The organism is Streptomyces sp. M92, assembly GCF_028473745.1.
Classification (GTDB): domain Bacteria; phylum Actinomycetota; class Actinomycetes; order Streptomycetales; family Streptomycetaceae; genus Streptomyces.
On record NZ_CP101137.1, the window covers coordinates 6,818,328 to 6,825,000 of the forward strand.

The window sequence follows — 6,673 nt, forward strand, 5'->3', positions numbered from 1 at the left end:
CCTTGGGGACAGTTGTCCGGCACGCACGCGTGCGGTGTGTTCCTAGCGGCCCGCGCTGTCCACAACGGCGGACCACTCGTCGAGCAGGGCCTGCGCGGAGGCGTCGTCGGGACCCTCCGCCCACAGGTGGGTGACGGCCTCCGCCGGGTCGGGAAGCACCATCACCCAGCGCCCGTCCGTCTCCACGACGCGCACACCGTCGGTGGTGTCCACGAAACGCTCTCCGGCCGCCTCGACGACCCGCCGCATCACCAGGCCCTTGACCGCCCACGGGGTCGCCAGGTCGCGCTTGAGGACGTGGGCGCGCGGGATCCGCGCGTCGATCTGGCTCAGTGTGAGCTGTGTCCGCGCCACCAGACCGATCAGCCGCACGAAGGCGGCCGTACCGTCGTAGACGCTGCTGAACTCCGGAACGATGAAGCCGCCCTTGCCGTCGCCGCCGAAGATCGTCCCGTCCTCGCCCCCGACCCGCGTCAGGTCGTCGGGGGAAGTGGTCGTCCACTCGACCTGGGTGCCGTGGTAGGCGGCCACCTGCTCGGCGATCCTGGTGGTCGTCACCGGCAGCGCCACCCGTCCGCTGCGCCGCTCGGCCGCGATCAGGTCGAGCATCACCAGCAGTGCCCGGTCGTCCTCGATGATGCGGCCCTTCTCGTCGACGAGCGACAACCGTTCACCGACCGGGTCGAACCGCACACCGAACGCCGCCCGCGAGGAGGCCACGATCTCCCCGAGGCGCACCAGCCCCGAGCGCCGCATGTCGGCGGACTCGGTGGGCCTGGACTCGTCGAGGCCCGGGTTGATGGTCAGCGAGTCGACACCCAGCTTCCCGAGGAGGCTCGGCAGGACCAGTCCCGCACTGCCGTTGGAGGCGTCGACGACCACCTTGAGCCCGGAATCCGCGATCCCGGTGATGTCCACGTTGCGCAGCAGCGACCCGGTGTACGAGTCGAAGACACTGGACGGGAAGTGCAGGTCACCGATCTCTCCGGGGAACGCCCGCCGGTACTCCTGTCGCGCGAACACCCGGTCCAGCTTCCGCTGGCTGCCCTGCGACAGGTCGGCGCCTTGCCCGTCGAAGAACATGATGTCCACGGAGTCCGGCACGCCTGGCGTGGTCCTGATCATGATGCCGCCGGCGCTGCCTCGCGCGGTCTGCTGCCTCGCGACGGGCAGCGGTACGTTCTCCAGGTCCCGTACGTCGATGGCGCTGGCCTGGAGCGCGGAGATCACCGCCCGCTTCAGCGCACGCGCACCACGGGAGTGGTCGCGGGCCGTGGTGACGGTGGACCCCTTCTTGAGAGTCGTCGCGTAGGCACCGGCCAGCCGGACGGCCAGCTCCGGTGTGATCTCCACGTTCAGGATGCCGGAGACCCCGCGAGCACCGAAGAGATGCGCCTGGCCCCGCGACTCCCAGATGACCGACGTGTTGACGAAGGCACCGGCCTCGATGGTCTTGAACGGATAGACGCGGACGTTGCCCTGGATGATCGATTCTTCACCGACCAGGCACTCGTCTCCGATGACCGCGCCGTCCTCGATCCGCGCGGCGCGCATGATGTCGGTGTTCTTGCCGACGACGCAGCCTCGCAGGTTGCTGTGCGGGCCGACATACACGTTGTCGGCCACCACCGCCTTGTGCAGGAAGGCACCGCTCTTGACGACGACGTTCGAGCCGACGACGGTGTGCTCCCGGATTTCGGCTCCGGCCTCCACCTTGGCGTAGTCGCCGACGTAGAGGGGCCCTCGGAGCACAGCGTCGGGATGCACCTCCGCGCCTTCTGCCACCCATACTCCGGGCGAGATCTCGAAGCCGTCGATGTCGACGTCGACCTTGCGCTCCAGGACGTCCGCCTGGGCCTTCACGTAGCTCTCGTGCGTGCCCACGTCCTCCCAGTAGCCCTCGGCGACATAGCCGTAGACCGGCTTGCCCTCCTTCATCAGCTGCGGGAAGACGTCACCGGACCAGTCCACGGGCACGTCGGGGTCGACGTAGTCGAACACCTCGGGCTCCATGACGTAGATGCCGGTGTTCACGGTGTCCGAGAAGACCTGGCCCCAGGTCGGCTTCTCCAGGAACCGCTCGACCTTGCCCTCGTCGTCGACGATGGTGATACCGAATTCCAGTGGATTGGGCACGCGTGTCAGACACACGGTGACGAGCGCACCCTTTTCCTTGTGGAAATTGATCAGGTCGGTGAGGTCGAAGTCAGTCAGGGCATCGCCGGAAATAACGAGGAAGGCATCGTCCTTCAACGCCTCTTCGGCGTTCTTGACGCTTCCGGCGGTACCGAGTGGCTTCTCCTCATTGGCATAGGTGAGCTCCATCCCGAGCTCCTCACCGTCGCCGAAGTAGTTCTTGACCAGCGAGGCCAGGAACTGCACGGTGACGACGGTTTCGTTGAGCCCGTGCCTTTTCAGCAGCCGCAGAACGTGCTCCATGATCGGCCGGTTGGCTACCGGCAGGAGCGGCTTGGGCATGCTCGAGGTCATCGGGCGAAGACGCGTGCCCTCGCCCCCAGCCATCACGACGGCCTTCATGTCGGAAGCGTCCTCCTCAAGAGACGACGGATTGACCGACTTCACCCGTCCAGGGTCCCGCACTTTTGCAGCGCGGGCCATCCGGCGTCAGTGCCGCACAATCGGCGAACGAGTTCAATCGGCCGTGGCGTCCGCACGGACCAAGCGGCGGACCTGCACCACGTAGAGAACACCTGCCCACCAATACAGGGTTGTACCCCATCCGGCGAACGCCCATCCGAAAACGGCAGCGAGTGACGCGATCCATCCGCTCCCGTCACTGAGCAGAAGCAAGGGGAAGGCGTACATGAGGTTGAAGGTGGCGGCCTTCCCCAGGAAGTTCACCTGCGGCGGCGGATAGCCGTGCCGGCGCAGGATGCCGACCATCACGAGCAGGACCGCTTCGCGGGCAAGCAGTACAAGGGTCAACCAGAGCGGAAGAATCTCCCGCCACGTGAGTCCCACCAAGGTCGACAGGATGTAGAGCCGGTCAGCCGCGGGGTCCAGGAGCCGTCCGAGGCTGCTGATCTGGTTCCAGCGCCGCGCGAGCTTCCCGTCCAGGTAGTCACTGACCCCACTCAGGGCCAGGACCAACAGCGCCCAGCCGTCGCTCTGCGGGCCCCCGAACTCGGGCCTGAGGATCAGCCACAGGAACAGAGGTACGCCGGCGAGACGCGCCATGCTGAGGATGTTCGGGATGGTGAGGACCCGGTCGGTCTGCACGCGGGTCTCCTGGACCTCCACGCGGGGGCCTCCTGGGATGAAACGAGCCAATGATGCCCCCTGACCTTACCTCAACGCAAAAAAGCTCCGGCTCTTGGGCTGTGTGCCCAAGAGCCGGAGCTCTAAGAGGAGTTCGGCGGCGTCCTACTCTCCCACAGGGTCCCCCTGCAGTACCATCGGCGCTGTAAGGCTTAGCTTCCGGGTTCGGAATGTAACCGGGCGTTTCCCCTACGCTATGACCACCGAAACACTATGAAACTCTCAACCGCACCACGCCTGTGACGAGCGTGGGGTTGTTCGTGGTTTCAGAACCAACACAGTGGACGCGAGCAACTGAGGACAAGCCCTCGGCCTATTAGTACCAGTCAACTCCACACCTTACGGCGCTTCCATATCTGGCCTATCAACCCAGTCGTCTACTGGGAGCCTTACCCCATCAAGTGGGTGGGAGTCCTCATCTCGAAGCAGGCTTCCCGCTTAGATGCTTTCAGCGGTTATCCCTCCCGAACGTAGCCAACCAGCCATGCCCTTGGCAGAACAACTGGCACACCAGAGGTTCGTCCGTCCCGGTCCTCTCGTACTAGGGACAGCCCTTCTCAAGACTCCTACGCGCACAGCGGATAGGGACCGAACTGTCTCACGACGTTCTAAACCCAGCTCGCGTACCGCTTTAATGGGCGAACAGCCCAACCCTTGGGACCGACTCCAGCCCCAGGATGCGACGAGCCGACATCGAGGTGCCAAACCATCCCGTCGATATGGACTCTTGGGGAAGATCAGCCTGTTATCCCCGGGGTACCTTTTATCCGTTGAGCGACGGCGCTTCCACAAGCCACCGCCGGATCACTAGTCCCGACTTTCGTCCCTGCTCGACCCGTCGGTCTCACAGTCAAGCTCCCTTGTGCACTTACACTCAACACCTGATTGCCAACCAGGCTGAGGGAACCTTTGGGCGCCTCCGTTACTCTTTAGGAGGCAACCGCCCCAGTTAAACTACCCATCAGACACTGTCCCTGATCCGGATCACGGACCCAGGTTAGACATCCAGCACGACCAGACTGGTATTTCAACGACGACTCCACCCACACTGGCGTGCGAGCTTCAAAGTCTCCCAGCTATCCTACACAAGCCGAACCGAACACCAATATCAAACTGTAGTAAAGGTCCCGGGGTCTTTCCGTCCTGCTGCGCGAAACGAGCATCTTTACTCGTAGTGCAATTTCACCGGGCCTATGGTTGAGACAGTCGAGAAGTCGTTACGCCATTCGTGCAGGTCGGAACTTACCCGACAAGGAATTTCGCTACCTTAGGATGGTTATAGTTACCACCGCCGTTTACTGGCGCTTAAGTTCTCAGCTTCGCCTGGACGAATCCAAGCTAACCGGTCCCCTTAACGTTCCAGCACCGGGCAGGCGTCAGTCCGTATACATCGCCTTACGGCTTCGCACGGACCTGTGTTTTTAGTAAACAGTCGCTTCTCGCTGGTCTCTGCGGCCACCCCCAGCTCAGACCGTAAAGATCATCACCAGGTGTGGCCCCCCTTCTCCCGAAGTTACGGGGGCATTTTGCCGAGTTCCTTAACCATAGTTCACCCGAACGCCTCGGTATTCTCTACCTGACCACCTGAGTCGGTTTAGGGTACGGGCCGCCATGAAACTCGCTAGAGGCTTTTCTCGACAGCATAGGATCATCCACTTCACCACAATCGGCTCGGCATCAGGTCTCACCCTCATGTCACCCGGATTTACCTAGATGACGGGCTACACCCTTACCCCGGGACAACCACCGCCCGGGATGGACTACCTTCCTGCGTCACCCCATCACTCACCTACTAACCGCTTGGTTCAGCGGCTCCACCACTCCCCTTCACCCGAAGGATCCAGGGCGGCTTCACGGCCTTAGCATCACGATGCTCGATGTTTGACGCTTCACAGCGGGTACCGGAATATCAACCGGTTATCCATCGACTACGCCTGTCGGCCTCGCCTTAGGTCCCGACTTACCCTGGGCAGATCAGCTTGACCCAGGAACCCTTAGTCAATCGGCGCAAACGTTTCTCACGTTTGTATCGCTACTCATGCCTGCATTCTCACTCGTGAACCGTCCACAACTCGCTTACGCGGCTGCTTCACCCGGCACACGACGCTCCCCTACCCATCACAGCCGGCGTTAGCCGTCATGCTGCAATGACACGACTTCGGCGGTACGCTTGAGCCCCGCTACATTGTCGGCGCGGAATCACTAGACCAGTGAGCTATTACGCACTCTTTCAAGGGTGGCTGCTTCTAAGCCAACCTCCTGGTTGTCTGTGCGACTCCACATCCTTTCCCACTTAGCGTACGCTTAGGGGCCTTAGTCGATGCTCTGGGCTGTTTCCCTCTCGACCATGGAGCTTATCCCCCACAGTCTCACTGCCGCGCTCTCACTTACCGGCATTCGGAGTTTGGCTAAGGTCAGTAACCCGGTAGGGCCCATCGCCTATCCAGTGCTCTACCTCCGGCAAGAAACACACGACGCTGCACCTAAATGCATTTCGGGGAGAACCAGCTATCACGGAGTTTGATTGGCCTTTCACCCCTAACCACAGGTCATCCCCCAGGTTTTCAACCCTGGTGGGTTCGGTCCTCCACGAAGTCTTACCTCCGCTTCAACCTGCCCATGGCTAGATCACTCCGCTTCGGGTCTTGAGCGTGCTACTCAACCGCCCTGTTCGGACTCGCTTTCGCTACGGCTACCCCACAACGGGTTAACCTCGCAACACACCGCAAACTCGCAGGCTCATTCTTCAAAAGGCACGCAGTCACGACGCAAGGACAAGTCCTTGCGCGACGCTCCCACGGCTTGTAGGCACACGGTTTCAGGTACTATTTCACTCCGCTCCCGCGGTACTTTTCACCATTCCCTCACGGTACTATCCGCTATCGGTCACCAGGGAATATTTAGGCTTAGCGGGTGGTCCCGCCAGATTCACACGGGATTTCTCGGGCCCCGTGCTACTTGGGTGTCTCTCAAGCAAGCCGCTGACGTTTCGACTACGGGGGTCTTACCCTCTACGCCGGACCTTTCGCATGTCCTTCGCCTACATCAACGGTTTCTGACTCGCCCTACGGCCGGCAGACCGTAGAAGAGAGATCCCACAACCCCGCACACGCAACCCCTGCCGGGTCTCACACGTATACGGTTTGGCCTCATCCAGTTTCGCTCGCCACTACTCCCGGAATCACGGTTGTTTTCTCTTCCTGCGGGTACTGAGATGTTTCACTTCCCCGCGTTCCCTCCACACTGCCTATGTGTTCAGCAGCGGGTGACAGCCCATGACGACTGCCGGGTTTCCCCATTCGGACACCCCCGGATCAAAGCCTGGTTGACGACTCCCCGGGGCCTATCGTGGCCTCCCACGTCCTTCATCGGTTCCTGGTGCCAAGGCATCCAC

At 61.9% G+C, this 6,673-nt stretch carries 2 protein-coding genes and 2 rRNA genes (1 of these 4 running past the window's edge); all 4 read right to left on the minus strand.

What is annotated here, in order from left to right; genetic code table 11:
* Window positions 1-42 precede the first annotated feature (42 nt).
* Window positions 43-2,538, minus strand: a complete 2,496-nt coding sequence (locus tag M6G08_RS31500) for a mannose-1-phosphate guanyltransferase (protein ID WP_272590540.1) — start codon at window positions 2,536-2,538, stop codon at window positions 43-45.
* Window positions 2,539-2,652: 114 nt separating this feature from the next.
* The gene (gene clsA, locus M6G08_RS31505) at window positions 2,653-3,261 is read right to left on the minus strand and encodes a cardiolipin synthase ClsA (RefSeq protein WP_073731463.1); all 609 of its coding nucleotides are present in this window, start codon (window positions 3,259-3,261) and stop codon (window positions 2,653-2,655) included.
* Window positions 3,262-3,371: 110 nt separating this feature from the next.
* Window positions 3,372-3,487: ribosomal RNA gene (gene rrf / locus M6G08_RS31510) — 5S ribosomal RNA — on the minus strand.
* An 88-nt stretch (window positions 3,488-3,575) separates the two neighbouring features.
* Window positions 3,576-6,673: ribosomal RNA gene (locus M6G08_RS31515) — 23S ribosomal RNA — on the minus strand; it runs 23 nt beyond the window's last position.